Below are 465 nucleotides of genomic sequence, written 5' to 3' on the forward strand. Positions count from 1 at the left end.
CTCGCCTAATTAAGATAAAATCTTTTTGTATTCCAAATCGTTTGGTTTTCTAATTTCCATGGAGTTCTCCTCACATCACTATTTATTTTCCTATTCTTCAAGCAATGCCCGAACATCTTCCACTGGAAGATCCACCAACTGAGCAATGTCTTTCTCCGTCATTCCTTTGCGCGCCATGTTACGGATCAGTTGCTTCATTCCTTGTTTCATTCCTTGCTTGATCCCTTGTTGAAGCCCACGTTTCATCCCTTCTTCCCATCCCGCTTTCCTTCCCTTTTGCTCATAGGAAATGATCAGCTCCAACACTTTTTCTCTTTCTTTCGTTTCCATCGCCTTCACCTCTCTTTGCAGTTGTTGCTCTTCCTCCTCCGACAGCTTCACATACGTTTCAAAAAAGCCCAACAAGAGCCGCTGCCTCGCTTTATCCAGCTCCAATCTCGCCAACATGCGCAAACACTCTTTTTT

General features: G+C 43.9%; 1 protein-coding gene. It reads right to left on the bottom strand.

What is annotated here, in order from left to right:
- Window positions 1–90 precede the first annotated feature (90 nt).
- The coding region (locus I656_RS0116825; protein WP_033006672.1) for a hypothetical protein at window positions 91–465 on the bottom strand (375 nt) is incomplete at its 5' end.

The organism is Geobacillus sp. WSUCF1 (assembly GCF_000422025.1).
Lineage (GTDB): Bacteria > Bacillota > Bacilli > Bacillales > Anoxybacillaceae > Geobacillus > Geobacillus zalihae.